Consider the following 13424-nt stretch of genomic DNA (forward strand, 5'->3'; position numbering starts at 1 on the left):
TAGATATAAGGGGACTTAGAGTGAACAAGTCGGAACTGATTGATGCTATCGCCGCATCTGCTGATCTCCCGAAAGCCGCTGCTGGCCGTGCGCTGGACGCAGTAATCGAATCCGTCACTGGCGCTCTGAAGGCCGGCGACTCCGTTGTACTGGTTGGCTTCGGTACTTTCTCCGTGACCGATCGCCCTGCTCGCACTGGTCGTAACCCACAGACCGGTAAGACGCTGGAAATCCCGGCTGCCAAGAAGCCAGGTTTCAAGGCTGGTAAAGCACTGAAAGAAGCGGTCAACTGAGTTTCTTCAACGCCTTTGCCTGTACCAGGTCGGGCTCGCTCCCGACCTGGCAGCGGAGCGGTAAAGCGGTTGGCCAGGCCCACCAGGGCTGCTGACCTGTCACACCGGGGTTCGATCCTCGTCCGCTCCGCCAGTTACGAGAAGGCGCATCCTCGGATGCGCCTTTCTTCTATCCGGACTCTACCCACGCTCCACGGTTGTCCATTCTTGAGGTTCAACCGTTTCTGGGGGACGCATGCTGCAAAATATCAGGGACAATTCACAAGGCTGGATTGCCAAGACCATTATCGGGGTCATCGTTTTGTTGATGGCGCTGACCGGTTTCGATGCCATTTTCCGGGCCACCTCCACCAGTCAGGACGCGGCCAAGGTCAATGGTGAGGAAATCACCCAGAACGAGCTGAGCCAGGCCGTCGACATGCAACGTCGCCAGCTGATGCAGCAACTGGGCAAGGATTTCGACCCATCGCTGCTGGATGAAAAAATGCTCCGCGAATCGGCTCTCAAGGGGCTGATCGATCGCAAGCTGCTGTTGCAAGGCGCCGAGAAATCGAAATTCGCCTTCTCCGAAGCGGCGCTGGACCAGGTCATCCTGCTGACGCCTGAATTCCAGGTGGATGGCAAATTCAATTCCGATCGTTTCGACCAGGTGATTCGCCAACTGGGCTACAGCCGGATGCAGTTCCGCCAGATGCTGGCTCAGGAAATGCTCATTGGCCAGGTACGCGCCGGTCTGGCGGGCAGCGGTTTCGTGACTGACAACCAGGTGCTGGCGTTCGCCCGCCTGGAGAAGCAGACCCGTGATTTCTCCTCCCTGACCGTCAAGAGCGACCCGGCTGCGGTCAAGCTGACCGATGACGAGGTCAAGGCCTACTACGACAAGCACGCCAAGGAATTCATGACGCCGGACCAGGTGGTCGTGGACTATCTGGAGCTGAAGAAGTCTTCCTTCTTCGACCAGGTCAGCGTCAAGGACGAGGACCTGCAGGCCCTGTACAAGAAGGAAACCTCGAACCTGGCCGAACAGCGTCGTGCGGCGCACATCCTGATCGAAGTGAACGACAAGGTCACCGATGCCCAGGCCAAGGCGAAGATCGAGGAGATTCAGCAGCGCCTGGCCAAGGGTGAGGACTTCGCGGCCCTGGCCAAGCAGTTCTCCCAGGACCCGGGTTCGGCCAACAATGGCGGTGACCTCGGTTTCGCCGGCCCTGACGTCTACGATCCGGCTTTCGAAAAGGCGCTGTATGCCTTGAATAAGGGGCAGGTATCGGGCCCGGTACGCAGCGAGTTCGGCTACCACCTGATCAAGCTGCTGGGCGTCGAGGCACCTGAAGTGCCGACCTTCGCCAGCCTCAAGGACAAGCTGACCCGCGAGCTGAAGGCCCAGCAGGTCGAGCAGCGTTTCGTCGAGGCGACCAAGCAGCTCGAGGACTCGTCGTTCGAGGCTTCCGACCTGGCCCAGCCAGCCCAGGACCTGAACCTGAAGGTACAGACCACCGCGCCGTTCGGTCGTGAAGGCGGCGAAGGCATTGCGGCCAACCGTGCCGTGGTGACCGCCGCGTTCAGCCCGGAGGTTCTGGATGAGGGTGCCAACAGCAGCGCCATCGACCTGGACCCGGACACTGTCATCGTCCTGCGCGCCAAGGAGCACCGCAAGCCGGAGCAACTGCCGCTGGAAAGTGTCGATGCGAGCATTCGCAAGCAACTGACCAAGGAGCACGCCACCGCGGCGGCGAAGGTCAAGGCCGACGAACTGATCGCCAGCCTGCGTGAAGGCAAGGCGCTGCCGGCCGGTCAGTCCTGGAAGGTCCAGGAAGCCGTCACCCGTGGCCAGGAAGGTGTCGATCCTGCGGTGCTGCAGGCCCTGTTCCGCATGCCAAAGCCTGCGGCCAAGGACAAGCCGACCTTCGACACCGTGACCCTCGCTGATGGCAACCTGGTCATCGTGCGCCTGAGCGGCGTCAACGAAGGTGCTGCGCCGACCGATCAGGAGAAGGCGTCCTACCGTCGCTTCCTCGCTTCGCGTATCGGCCAGCAGGACTTCGCCGCGTATCGCAAGCAGTTGGAAGGCGAGGCGGAGATCAAGCGCTTCTGAAGTCGCTGATACCGTTCGCCGTAAACAGGAAGGCCGCTCAATCGAGCGGCCTTCCTGTTTCTGTCAATCCAGATGCTGTGGCGCGGTGTCCGGCCTCTTCGCGGGCAAGCCCTGCTCCTACAGTTTTGTGTCGTATGTGGAAACTGAGAGCGACACTGATCCTGTAGGAGCAGGGCTTGCCCGCGAAGGGGCCCGAGCAGGCCTACGAGGCCTTCTCGGGTGTAAGAAACGCAGCCTTCAGCAATTGCCGGGTATAGGGGTGTTGCGGCGCCTCGAATATCTCCCTTGCATCCCCTTGCTCCACCACCTGTCCGTGCTTGACCACCATCAACTGGTGGCTCAGTGCCTTGACCACCGCCAGGTCATGGCTGATGAACAGGTAGGTCAGGTTGTACTTGACCTGCAGCGAACGCAGCAGTTCGACCACCTGGCGCTGTACGGTGCGATCCAGGGCCGAGGTTGGCTCGTCGAGCAGGATCAGCGCCGGCTTGAGCACCAGGGCCCGGGCGATGGCGATCCGCTGCCGCTGGCCTCCGGAGAACTCGTGGGGATAGCGGTGGCGGGTCTGCGGGTCGAGGCCGACTTCCTTCAGGGCGGCGAAGATCGCCTGTTCCTGTTCGGCCGGGGTGCCGATCTTGTGGATGCGCAGGCCCTCACCGACGATCTCGCTGACGCACATGCGCGGGCTGAGGCTGCCGAACGGGTCCTGGAACACCACCTGCATCTCCCGCCGCAACGGCCGTACCTGTTGCTGGGACAGGCCGTCCAGCGCCTGGCCCTCGAAGCGGATGGCGCCCTGGCTGCCGATCAGCCGCAGGATGGCCAGGCCCAGAGTCGACTTGCCCGAACCGCTCTCGCCGACGATCCCCAGGGTCTGGCCCTGGGGCAGGCTGAAGTTGATGCCGTCCACCGCCTTGACGTGATCGACGGTACGCCGCAGCAGACCCTTGCGGATGGGGAACCAGACCTTCAGGTCCTCGATTTCCAGCAGCGGTGCACCCACCGGATTGGCCGCGGGTGCGCCGCTCGGTTCGGCGCTGAGCAGTTCGCAGGTATACGGATGCTGCGGTTGGCTGAACAACGCTTCGCAGTCGGCCTGCTCGACGATGCGCCCCTGCTGCATCACGCACACCCGGTGGGCGATCCGCCGCACCAGGTTGAGGTCATGGCTGATCAGCAGCAGGGCCATGCCCAGGCGCGCCTGCAGTTCCTTGAGCAGGTCGAGGATCTTCAGTTGCACGGTGACGTCCAGCGCCGTGGTCGGCTCATCGGCAATCAGCAGCTCCGGCTCGTTGGCCAGGGCCATGGCGATCATCACCCGCTGCCGCTGGCCGCCGGAGAGCTCGTGTGGCAGCGCCTTGAGGCGTTTGTGCGGTTCGGGTATGCCGACCAGTTCCAGCAGCTCCAGGGTGCGTTTGGTGGCGACCTTGCCGGTCAGGCCCTTGTGGATGGCGAGGACTTCGTTGATCTGCTTCTCGATCGAGTGCAGCGGGTTCAGCGAGGTCATCGGCTCCTGGAAGATCATCGCGATACGGTTGCCGCGAATGTGCCGCAGGGTCTTTTCCTTGAGTGTCAGCATGTCCTGGCCGGCGTACTGGATGCTGCCGCTGGGGTGGTGCGCGAGCGGGTAGGGCAGCAGGCGCAGGATCGAGTGTGCGGTCACCGACTTGCCGGAGCCGCTCTCGCCGACCAGGGCCAGGGTCTCGCCGCGACGGATATCGAAGCTGACGTTTTCGACCACCCGCTGGCGCTGTTCGCCAACGACGAACTCCACGGCGAGGTCGCGTATTTCGATCAGATTGTCCTGATTCATCTCATTTCCTCGGATCGAAGGCATCGCGGGCGGACTCGCCGATGAACACCAGCAGGCTGAGCATGATCGCCAGCACGGCGAACGCACTGATACCCAGCCATGGCGCCTGCAGGTTGGATTTGCCCTGGGCCACCAGCTCGCCGAGCGATGGCGCCCCCGGTGGCAGGCCGAAGCCGAGGAAGTCCAGGGCGGTCAGGGTACCGATGGCGCCGGTGAGAATGAACGGCATGAAGGTCATGGTCGAGACCATGGCATTGGGCAGGATATGGCGGAACATGATCGCGCCGTTCTGCATGCCCAGCGCCCGGGCCGCCCTTACGTACTCGAGGTTGCGGCCACGGAGGAACTCGGCACGGACCACATCCACCAGGCTCATCCAGGAAAACAGCAGCATGATCCCCAGCAGCCACCAGAAGTTGGGCTGGACGAAACTGGCGAGGATGATCAGCAGGTAGAGCACCGGCAGGCCGGACCAGATTTCCAGGAAGCGCTGCCCGGCCAGGTCGACCCAGCCGCCGTAGAAGCCCTGCAGGGCGCCGGCGACCACGCCGATGATCGAACTGAGGACCGTCAGGGTCAGGGCGAACAGCACCGAGATGCGGAAGCCGTAGATCACCCGCGCCAGCACGTCGCGGCCCTGGTCATCGGTGCCCAGCAGGTTGTCGGCCGAGGGCGGGGCGGGGGCCGGCACCCTGAGGTCGTAGTTGATGCTCTGGTAGCTGAAGGGGATCGGCGCCCACAGCACCCAGGCGTCCTTGGCCTTGAGCAGTTCGCGGATGTACGGGCTCTTGTAGTTGGCCTCCAGCGGGAACTCGCCGCCGAAGGTGGTTTCCGGGTAGCGCTTGAGGGCGGGGAAATACCAGCCGCCGTCATAGTGCACCACCAGCGGCTTGTCGTTGGCGATCAGCTCGGCGCCGAGGCTGATGACGAACAGCCCGAGGAACAGCCACAGGGACCACCAGCCGCGCTTGTTGGCCTTGAAACGCTCGAAGCGTCGGCGATTGAGGGGGGAAAGCTGCATCTCAATGCTCCCGATGTTCGAAGTCGATACGTGGGTCGACCAGGGTATAGGTCAGGTCGCCGATCAGTTTCATCACCAGGCCCAGCAGGGTGAAGATGAACAGCGTGCCGAAGACCACCGGGTAGTCGCGGTTGATCGCCGCCTCGAAGCTCATCAGGCCCAGGCCGTCGAGGGAGAAGATCACTTCCACCAGCAGCGAGCCGGTGAAGAAGATGCCGATGAAGGCCGCGGGAAAGCCGGCGATCACCAGCAGCATGGCGTTGCGGAACACGTGGCCGTAGAGCACGCGACGTTGCGTCAGGCCCTTGGCCCTGGCGGTGATCACGTACTGCTTGTTGATCTCGTCGAGGAAGCTGTTCTTGGTCAATAGCGTCATGGTCGCGAAGTTGCCGATCACCAGGGCGGTGACGGGCAGGGCCAGGTGCCAGAAGTAGTCGCAGACCTTGCCGAACAGGCTCAACTGGTCGAAGTTGCCCGAGGTCAGCCCGCGCAGGGGGAACCAGTTCAGGTAGCTGCCGCCGGCAAACACCACGATCAGCAGGATGGCGAACAGGAACGCCGGGATCGCGTAACCGACGATGATCGCCGAACTGGTCCAGACGTCGAAGTGGCTGCCATGCCGGGTCGCCTTGGCGATGCCCAGGGGAATCGACACCAGGTACATGATCAGCGTGCTCCACAGGCCAAGGGAGATCGATACCGGCATTTTCTCCTTGATCAGGTCGATGACCTTGGCGTCGCGAAAGAAGCTGTCGCCGAAATCCAGGGTCGCGTAGTTCCTGATCATGATCCACAAGCGTTCCGGCGCCGACTTGTCGAAGCCGTACATGTGCTCGATTTCCTTGATCAGTGCCGGGTCCAGGCCCTGCGCCCCGCGATAGCTGGAACCGGCCACCGAGACCTCCGAGCCGCCGCCGGCGATCCGGCTGGTGGCACCGTCGAAACCTTCGAGCTTGGCGATCATCTGCTCTACCGGGCCACCCGGGGCGGCCTGGATGATCACGAAGTTGATCAGGAGGATGCCGAACAGGGTCGGGATGATCAGCAGCAGTCGCCGTAGAATGTAAGCCAGCATCTTATGGTTGCCCCGCGCCGGTGCCGTTGGTGTTTTCCGGCGAAGCCACCGGTTTTGCGTCCGGCTTGATCCACCAGGTGGAGGTGCCGACATCGTAGGTCGGCGAGACTCTCGGATGGGCGACATGATCCCAGTAGGCAATACGCCAGGTCTTGATGTGCCAGTTCGGGATCACGTAGAAGCCCCACTGCAGCACCCGGTCCAGCGCCCGGGCGTGGTCGACCAGGCTCTGCCTTGAGTCGGCATTGATCAACTGTTCCACCAGGGTGTCCACGGCCGGGTCCTTGAGCCCCATGAAGTTGCGGCTGCCGGGCTTGTCGGCACTGGCTGACATCCAGAATTCGCGCTGTTCGTTACCGGGCGAGCTCGACTGCGGGAAGCTGCCGACGACCATGTCGAAGTCCCGCGAGCGCAGGCGGTTGATGTACTGGGAGACATCGACCCGGCGAATCACCAGGTCGATCCCCAGGTCGCCGAGGTTGCGCTTGAACGGCAGCAGCACCCGTTCGAAATCGGTCTGGGCCAGCAGGAACTCGATGCGCACCGGCTTGCCCTCGGTGTCGACCATCCGATCGTCGACGATATGCCAGCCGGCGTCGAGCAGCAGTTGGTAGGCGCGGCGTTGCTGGTCGCGGATCATCCCGCTGCCGTCGCACACCGGCGGCTGGTAGGCCTGGTTGAATACCTGGTCGGGAATCCTGCCGCGCAGCGGTTCGAGGATTGCCAGTTGCGCCTTGTCCGGCAGGCCGGTGGCGGCCATCTCCGAGTTCTCGAAATAGCTGCGGGTGCGGGTATAGGCACCGTTGAACAACTGCTTGTTGCTCCACTCGAAGTCGAACAGCAGGCTCAATGCCTCGCGCACGCGCACGTCCTGGAACATCGGCTTGCGCAGGTTGTAGACGAAACCCTGCATGCCGGTCGGGTTGCCGTTGGGAATCTGTTCCTTGATCAGCCGTCCCTGGGCCACGGCCGGGGTGTTGTAGGCATTGGCCCAGTTCTTCGCGCTCATTTCCAGCCAGTAGTCGAACTGCCCGGCCTTGAGAGCTTCGAGGGCGACGCTGCTGTCGCGGTAGTAGTCGGTGGTCATCACATCGAAGTTGTAGAACCCGCGGTTGATCGGCAGGTCCTTGGCCCAGTAGTCCTTGACCCGCTCGTAGCGTACCGAGCGTCCGGCCTTGACCTCGGCGAGCTTGTACGGCCCGCTGCCGAGGGGGAACTCCAGGTTGCCCTTGTTGAAGTCGCGGGTGGCCCACCAGTGCTTGGGCAATACCGGCAACTGGCCGAGAATCAGTGGCAACTCGCGGTTGTTGGTGTGCTTGAACTTGAACAGCACCCGCAGCGGGTCCTCGGCGACCACCTCGGCGACATCGGCATAATAGGCGCGGTAGAGCGGGGCGCCGTCCTTGATCAGGGTTTCGAAGCTGAACACCACGTCCTCGGCGCGCATCGGGTGGCCATCGTGGAAACGCGCCTCGGGCCGCAGGTAGAAGCGTACCCAGCTATTGTCGGGGGCTTTCTCGATCTTGCCGGCGACCAGTCCGTACTCGGTAAAGGGTTCGTCCAGGCCCTGGCGGGCCAGGGTGTCGTAGATCATGCCGATGCCATCGGCCGGCACGCCCTTGTTGATGAACGGGTTGAGGCTGTCGAAGCTGCCGGAGGCCGACTCGCGGAAGGTACCGCCCTTGGGCGCATCGGGGTTGACGAAGTCGACGTGCTTGAAGTCGGCGGGGTATTTCGGCGGTTCGTCGTAAAGGGTCAGGGCATGTTGTGGTGCGGCGCCGGCGAAACCGGTCATACCGATCGACAGCAGGCCACCGGCACAGAGCAGTAGGGCGCGCAAGGGCATCATTGGGCTTTCTCCGAAGCTTTCATCCACCAGGCGCTCAGGCCCAGGGTGTATGGCGGCGTGGTGACGAAGGCGAACCGGTTGCGGTAGGCCAGGCGGTGATAGTTGAGGTACCAGTTGGGAATCATGTAGTGCTGCCACAGCAGCACCCGGTCCAGGGCGCGGCCGGCGGCCAGTTGCTCGTCCCGTGACTGTGCGGCCAGGAGGGCTTCGAGCAGGCGGTCGACCACCGGGTTGGCGACGCCGGCGTAGTTCTTGCTGCCCTTGACGGTTGCCTGGCTGGAGTGGAAGTACTGCCATTGTTCCAGGCCGGGGCTGAGCGTCTGGTCGAGGGTCATCAGGATCATGTCGAAATCGAACTGATCCAGGCGCTGTTTGTACTGGGCACGATCCACGGTTCTCAGGTGGGCGTCCACGCCAATACTGGCAAGGTTTTCGACATAAGGCTGGAGAATCCGCTCGAGGTTCGGGTTGACCAGCAGGATTTCGAAGTGCAGCGGCTGCCCGGCACCGTTCACCAGGCGTTGACCGTCCAGCTTCCAGCCGGCCTGCGCGAGCAGCCCCAGGGCGCGGCGCATGGTTTCGCGGGGAATGCCGCGGCCATCGGTGCGCGGCAGGCTGAAGGGTTGGGTGAACAGGGCGGCGGGCAACTGCTCGCGATAGGGCGAGAGCAGCAGCCACTCCTTCCCGACCGGCAGCCCGCTGGCGGAAAACTCGCTGTTGGGGTAGTAGCTCATGGCCCGCTGATAGGCATTGTTGAACAGCGTGCGGTTGGTCCACTCGAAATCGAACATCAGGCCGATGGCCTCGCGCACCTTGTCCTCGGCGAAGGCGCTGCGGCGGCTGTTCATGAACAGGCCCTGGGTCTGCGTCGGGATCTGGTGGGCGATCTGTGCCTTGATCACGTCGCCGCGCAGCACGGCGGGAAAGCTGTAGCCACTGGCCCAGTTCTTGGCCTGATGCTCGATGTAGATATCGAATTCACCGGCCTTGAAGGCCTCGAAGGCGACATCGCTGTCCCGGTAGAACTCGACCTCGACCCGGTCGAAGTTGTACTTGCCGCGATTGACCGGCAGGTTCTCGCCCCACCAGTTTTTCACCCGTTCGAATACCAGTTGCCGGCCCGGCTGGACCCGGGTGATGCGATAGGGGCCGCTGCCCAGTGGCGGCTCGAAGGTGGTGGCCTTGAAGTCGCGGCCTTGCCAGTAGTGTTGCGGCAGCACCGGCAGCTCACCCAGGCGCAGGATCAGCAGCGGGTTGCCTGAACGCTTGAAGACGAAGCGGATCCGCTGCGGCCCGAGCACATCGACCCGCGACACTTCCTGCAGGCTGGTGCGGTATTGCGGGTGCCCCTCCTTGAGCAGGAGTCGATAGGAAAACGCCACGTCATAGGCGGTGATCGGCGTTCCGTCGTGAAAACGCGCCTCGGGGCGCAGGTTGAACACCACCCAACTGCGATCCTCGCTGTACTCCACCGTTTGCGCGATCAGCCCGTAGCTGGACGTCGGCTCGTCGCCGGACGGCGCATACTGGCCGGTGCCGACCATCAGGGTTTCGTTCAGTTCGTTGACGCCATACTGCAGGAAGTTCGGCGTCGACACCGGGCTGGTGCCCTTGAAGGTGTAGGGGTTGAGCGTGTCGAAGGTACCGAAGGCCATGACCCGCAAGGTGCCACCCTTGGGCGCATCGGCGTTGACCCAGTCGAAGTGGGTGAACCTGGCGGGGTACTTGAGCGTACCGAACTGCGCATAACCGTGGCTTTCGCTGATTGTCGCGCTTGCGGGGAAGCTCAAGGCCAGGCTGATGAAGAACGGGAGGAGGGGACGCATCAGCTCAGGGATCCGGTCCAGACTGCTTGGGCTCTATGGATCTTACCTTAACAGCTTGTATCGGCAGGAAAAAGGCCGCTACTTTTGTCGGAACGGACTTGCTGGCTATCCGCCATGGTTGACTCTTCACAAACCCCTGTGGGAGCCGCCGGTCCGGCGCCCCGGTTTATCCGCGAATGGCCCTTGAGGCCTCTAAAAGCTTCGCGGATGAATCCGGCTCCCCCAGCCTACAGTTCACTCATACACAGGTGCCTTGGTGATGGGTGATCAGCGCGGCTGGGAAACCGTGAGGATCTGCCCTGGCTTGAGGGCCTGGCCGGTACGCGGGTTGAGGCGCTTGAGGTGCTGCATTTCAACGTTGAAACGCTTGGCGACAATATAAAGGGAGTCGCCTTTCTGCACCTTGTAGGTCGTGGGGGTCGCTGGCTTCCTGCTGACCGAGGCGCGGACGTTGTCCTCCATCACCAGGGTCTGGCCGACCTTCAGCTTGTGCCCGGACAGCTTGTTCCAGCGCTGCAGTTCCTTGACATCGACCTTGTTGGCCTTGGCGATCGACGACAGGCTGTCGCCGTTCCTGACCTTGTAGCGACGGTTCAGGCGAGCCGGGCCATTGCTGGCGACGTTCTCGAAAACCGGCTTCTTCGGCCGCATGCTCACCAGTTCCTCGGGCTTGAGGTTCGACAGGCTGGCGGTCAGCAACTGCGCCTTGGAGCTCGGCACCAGCAGGTGCTGCGGCCCGTCGAGGGTCGCCTTCTGCTTGTAGGCCGGGTTCAGCTGGATCATTTCGTCCTCGTCGATCTCGGCCAGTGCCGCGACCCGGGAAAGGTCCAACGGCTGGTTGACCTCGACGCTGGCGAAGTAGGGTTCGTTGGCGATCGGGTTGAGGTTCACGCCATAGGCTTCCGGCGACATCACCACCTGGGACAGGGCCAGCAGCTTGGGCACGTAGTCACGGGTTTCCTGGGGCAGCGGCAGGTTCCAGTAGTCGGTGGGCAGGCCGAGCTTTTCGTTACGCTCGATGGCCCGGCTGACCGTGCCTTCGCCGGCATTGTAGGCGGCCATGGCCAGCAGCCAGTCACCGTTGAACATGTCGTGCAGGCGGGTCAGGTAGTTCAGCGCCGCGATGGTCGAGGCGGTGATATCGCGGCGCCCATCATAGAAACGGTCCTGGCGCAGGTTGAAGTTGCGCCCGGTGGAGGGAATGAACTGCCAGAGGCCGACCGCATCGGCTCGGGAATAGGCCATCGGGTTGTAGGCACTCTCGATGACTGGCAGCAGCGCCAGCTCCAGCGGCATGTTGCGTTCTTCGAGACGTTCGACGATGTAATGGATATAGAGTGTGCCGCGTTCGCTGGCGTTTTCCAGGAACGACGGGTTGCTGGCGAACCACAGCCGCTGCTGCTCGATGCGTGGGTTCACGCCCAGGCCGTCCTGCAGCTTGAAGCCCTGGCGCATGCGCTCCCAGACATCCTGTGGCGGCGTCGGGTTGGCTTTCTCGCCGGCCCATATCGGTTTCTGCTTGAGCCGGACGTTGAGATTCGGCGTCGGTTCGTTGCCGTTGTCCGAGGGATGATGAAAGCCCTGGCAACCCGCCAAAGTGGCGGACACAGCCACGGCGACCGCCTGAGCCAATCGCGTCAATGTGCCTGAATTGATGGGTTTGCGGTTAGGTGACGACATTGGCTGGAAGGTAGTTCCGGGCAAAAATGTCGGGCGATTCTAGAAAGCGCTCAGGGTCCGGTCAACTATCGAGCCTGCCCGAACCGCCCACCGCCGTGCCTCAGAACTGGTCTTTCCAGGCCCGCAGGGCAGCAAAAACCTCACTCGGCGACCGGTTGTCGCGGCCGTTCCGTTCGTCCGCTTTTTCTTTAACAGATGTTTCGCCGACCCGCAGGAATGGGTTGGTGCGCAGTTCCAGGGCCAGGTTCGACGGCAGGCTGATCCGCCCTTCGGCACGCCACTGGCCGACCTGTTCCAGTCGCGCGGCGATATCCGGATTTTGCGGCTCGACGGCCTGGGCGAAGCGCAGGTTGCCCAGGGTATATTCATGGGTACAGTGCACCGCGGTGTTGGCCGGCAGGGCCGCCAGCCGGCTCAGGGACGCGTGCATCTGCTCGGCCGTGCCCTCGAACAGTCGTCCACAGCCGGCGGCGAACAGCGTGTCGCCGCAGAACAGCAGCGGCGTTTCCTCATTCGCCTGATAGAAGGCGATATGCCCCAGGGTGTGGCCGGGCACGGCCAGCACCTGGAATGGCCGATCGAGTACGCTGATCCGGTCGTTGTCCTGCAGCGCCACGTCCCGGCCCGGGATGTTCTCGTGGGCCGGGCCGAGCACGCGGGCACCGGTGGCCTGCTTCAGGCGTTCGATACCGCCGACATGGTCATGGTGGTGGTGAGTGATCAGGATGTCGTCCAGTCGCCAGCCCGGATGCGCTTCCAGCCAGGCCAGCACCGGTGCCGCGTCACCCGGGTCGACCACCGAGCAGCGCCGTTGCGCATCGTCGCGCAGCAGCCAGATATAGTTGTCGGTGAAGGCGGGCAGTGCATCGATCTGTATCATGTTGGAGGTCGCCAAGCGGAAAACATTGGCGCATCTTAGAGGCTGGTATGGCTCATGGCGAGTTGGAGCAGACAATGACCGATAAAGCGTTCGCTCAGGCCGATCCTGACTGGCTGGCACTGGTCAGCGCGGCCCGTGACTGGTTGTCCGGGCCGCTGGGGCAACTGCTGCTCGATGAAGAGCGGCGCATGCTCGACGAGGAACTCGGGCGTTACTTCGGCGGTTACCTGGTCCATTACGGGCCATCGGCCGAGAACCCGCCGCAAGCGCAGCAGGTGCGCCGCAACGTGCGCCTGGGGGCGCCGTTGCCGGGTGTGGAGATCGTTTGCGACGAACGGGCGTGGCCGCTGAGCGAGCACGCGGCGGATGTCGTGGTGCTGCAGCATGGCCTGGATTTCTGCCTGTCGCCCCATGGCCTGCTGCGCGAAGCGGCGGCCAGCGTGCGCCCCGGCGGGCACCTGCTGATCGTCGGGATCAACCCCTGGAGCGCCTGGGGGCTGCGGCATGTGTTCGCCCACGATGCCCTGCGCCAGGCCCGCTGCATTTCGCCCTCGCGGGTCGCCGACTGGCTCAACCTGCTGGGCTTCGCGCTGGAGAAACGTCGCTTCGGGTGCTATCGTCCGCCGCTGGCTTCACCTGCCTGGCAGGCGCGGCTGGCGGGCTGGGAACGTGTCGCCGGTCGCTGGCAACTGGCCGGTGGCGGCTTCTATCTATTGGTCGCCCGCAAGATCATGATCGGCCTGCGGCCGGTCCAGCAGGTCCGACGCGAACCGGTCGGCAAACTGGTGCCGCTGCCGCTGGCCAAGGTCAACCGGCGGCCCAGCGAGCCCTGATACCGCGGGCCTTCACCTGCAACCCGGGCAGTTTTCTTTCGCGGGCCGGCCTTGCCGGT

At 63.3% G+C, this 13424-nt stretch carries 10 protein-coding genes; 3 read left to right on the forward strand and 7 right to left on the reverse strand.

What is annotated here, in order from left to right:
- The first annotated feature begins 20 nt into the window (after positions 1-20).
- Both ACMGT0_RS10795 and ACMGT0_RS10800 read left to right on the forward strand, forming a co-directional pair.
- Positions 21-293: an HU family DNA-binding protein gene (locus ACMGT0_RS10795; protein WP_017906642.1), complete on the forward strand. Its 273-nt coding sequence runs from the start codon at positions 21-23 to the stop codon at positions 291-293.
- Between the two features lie 235 nt (positions 294-528).
- Positions 529-2388, forward strand: a complete 1860-nt coding sequence (locus tag ACMGT0_RS10800) for a SurA N-terminal domain-containing protein (protein WP_416772527.1) — start codon at positions 529-531, stop codon at positions 2386-2388.
- Between the two features lie 202 nt (positions 2389-2590).
- On the opposite strand, the gene ACMGT0_RS10805 is transcribed toward ACMGT0_RS10800, so the two are convergent.
- From ACMGT0_RS10805 to gloB, 7 genes are all read right to left on the reverse strand, one after another.
- Positions 2591-4201 carry an ABC transporter ATP-binding protein gene (locus ACMGT0_RS10805; RefSeq protein ID WP_416772528.1) on the reverse strand — a complete coding sequence of 537 codons (1611 nt, stop codon included), beginning with the start codon at positions 4199-4201 and terminating at the stop codon, positions 2591-2593.
- Between the two features lies 1 nt (position 4202).
- The gene (locus ACMGT0_RS10810) at positions 4203-5222 is read right to left on the reverse strand and encodes an ABC transporter permease (RefSeq protein ID WP_054057850.1); all 1020 of its coding nucleotides are present in this window, start codon (positions 5220-5222) and stop codon (positions 4203-4205) included.
- A 1-nt stretch (position 5223) separates the two neighbouring features.
- A complete protein-coding gene (locus ACMGT0_RS10815; RefSeq protein ID WP_054057849.1) occupies positions 5224-6297 on the reverse strand; it encodes a microcin C ABC transporter permease YejB in 1074 nt (357 codons plus the stop codon).
- A gap of 1 nt (position 6298) precedes the next feature.
- Entirely contained in the window at positions 6299-8146 is a 1848-nt protein-coding gene (locus ACMGT0_RS10820) for an extracellular solute-binding protein (RefSeq protein WP_054063868.1), read from the reverse strand.
- A complete protein-coding gene (locus tag ACMGT0_RS10825) occupies positions 8143-9972 on the reverse strand; it encodes an extracellular solute-binding protein (protein ID WP_054057847.1) in 1830 nt (609 codons plus the stop codon). Before ACMGT0_RS10825 ends, ACMGT0_RS10820 begins: the two co-directional genes overlap by 4 nt.
- 267 nt (positions 9973-10239) lie before the next feature.
- Complete coding sequence (locus ACMGT0_RS10830; RefSeq protein ID WP_054057846.1) at positions 10240-11652, reverse strand: LysM peptidoglycan-binding domain-containing protein; 1413 nt, start codon at positions 11650-11652, stop codon at positions 10240-10242.
- Between the two features lie 100 nt (positions 11653-11752).
- Positions 11753-12532 carry a hydroxyacylglutathione hydrolase gene (gene gloB / locus ACMGT0_RS10835; RefSeq protein WP_054057889.1) on the reverse strand — a complete coding sequence of 260 codons (780 nt, stop codon included), beginning with the start codon at positions 12530-12532 and terminating at the stop codon, positions 11753-11755.
- A gap of 74 nt (positions 12533-12606) precedes the next feature.
- On the opposite strand from gloB, the gene ACMGT0_RS10840 reads away from it, so the two are divergent.
- On the forward strand, positions 12607-13365 hold the full coding sequence (locus tag ACMGT0_RS10840) for a class I SAM-dependent methyltransferase (RefSeq protein WP_054063866.1): 759 nt from the start codon (positions 12607-12609) through the stop codon (positions 13363-13365).
- The last annotated feature ends 59 nt before the right edge of the window (positions 13366-13424 follow it).

The sequence above is a fragment of the Pseudomonas sp. RHF3.3-3 genome (assembly GCF_048069595.1).
In the GTDB taxonomy this organism is placed as follows: Bacteria; Pseudomonadota; Gammaproteobacteria; order Pseudomonadales; family Pseudomonadaceae; genus Aquipseudomonas; species Aquipseudomonas fuscovaginae_B.

What these genes read in the sequence shown, in the direction of transcription:
- ACMGT0_RS10800 (WP_416772527.1), top strand. Translation starts at nt 529, where the DNA reads ATGCTGCAAAATATCAGGGACAATTCACAAGGCTGGATTGCCAAGACC.
- ACMGT0_RS10805 (WP_416772528.1), bottom strand. Translation starts at nt 4,201, where the DNA reads ATGAATCAGGACAATCTGATCGAAATACGCGACCTCGCCGTGGAGTTC.
- ACMGT0_RS10810 (WP_054057850.1), bottom strand. Translation starts at nt 5,222, where the DNA reads ATGCAGCTTTCCCCCCTCAATCGCCGACGCTTCGAGCGTTTCAAGGCC.
- ACMGT0_RS10815 (WP_054057849.1), bottom strand. Translation starts at nt 6,297, where the DNA reads ATGCTGGCTTACATTCTACGGCGACTGCTGCTGATCATCCCGACCCTG.
- ACMGT0_RS10820 (WP_054063868.1), bottom strand. Translation starts at nt 8,146, where the DNA reads ATGATGCCCTTGCGCGCCCTACTGCTCTGTGCCGGTGGCCTGCTGTCG.
- ACMGT0_RS10825 (WP_054057847.1), bottom strand. Translation starts at nt 9,972, where the DNA reads ATGCGTCCCCTCCTCCCGTTCTTCATCAGCCTGGCCTTGAGCTTCCCC.
- ACMGT0_RS10830 (WP_054057846.1), bottom strand. Translation starts at nt 11,652, where the DNA reads ATGTCGTCACCTAACCGCAAACCCATCAATTCAGGCACATTGACGCGA.
- gloB (WP_054057889.1), bottom strand. Translation starts at nt 12,532, where the DNA reads ATGATACAGATCGATGCACTGCCCGCCTTCACCGACAACTATATCTGG.
- ACMGT0_RS10840 (WP_054063866.1), top strand. Translation starts at nt 12,607, where the DNA reads ATGACCGATAAAGCGTTCGCTCAGGCCGATCCTGACTGGCTGGCACTG.